The organism is Pseudonocardia sp. EV170527-09 (genome assembly GCF_008369905.1).
Lineage (GTDB): Bacteria > Actinomycetota > Actinomycetes > Mycobacteriales > Pseudonocardiaceae > Pseudonocardia.
The window spans coordinates 1-250 of the sequence record NZ_VRMC01000583.1; the positions used below are offsets into that span (position 1 = coordinate 1).

Here is a 250-nt window from a genome sequence, read left to right on the forward strand (position 1 = left end):
CTCGCCACCCTTGCAATGAACTCTGGGGTGCCAATACCCAGGTTAACGATCGGCGCGTTGTACCGGGCTATTTCATACAGGGCTCGGCGCGCGACGATTTTTTTGGCGCACAGCGGTAACGGCGTGACTGCGATATCGGAGCGTGACCGCCCGGTATAGGTGTTGTTTCTGACCTCACCGTAGGTTTGCCAATGCGTGTCTGGCGTGGATAAAACCAGATAATCCACAAAGATCCCCGGAATACGAATGG

Annotated in this window: 1 pseudogene; it reads right to left on the minus strand. The window is 55.2% G+C overall.

What is annotated here, in order from left to right:
- Positions 1 to 250: pseudogene (locus FVA95_RS32455) on the minus strand (acyl CoA:acetate/3-ketoacid CoA transferase); the annotation flags it as partial.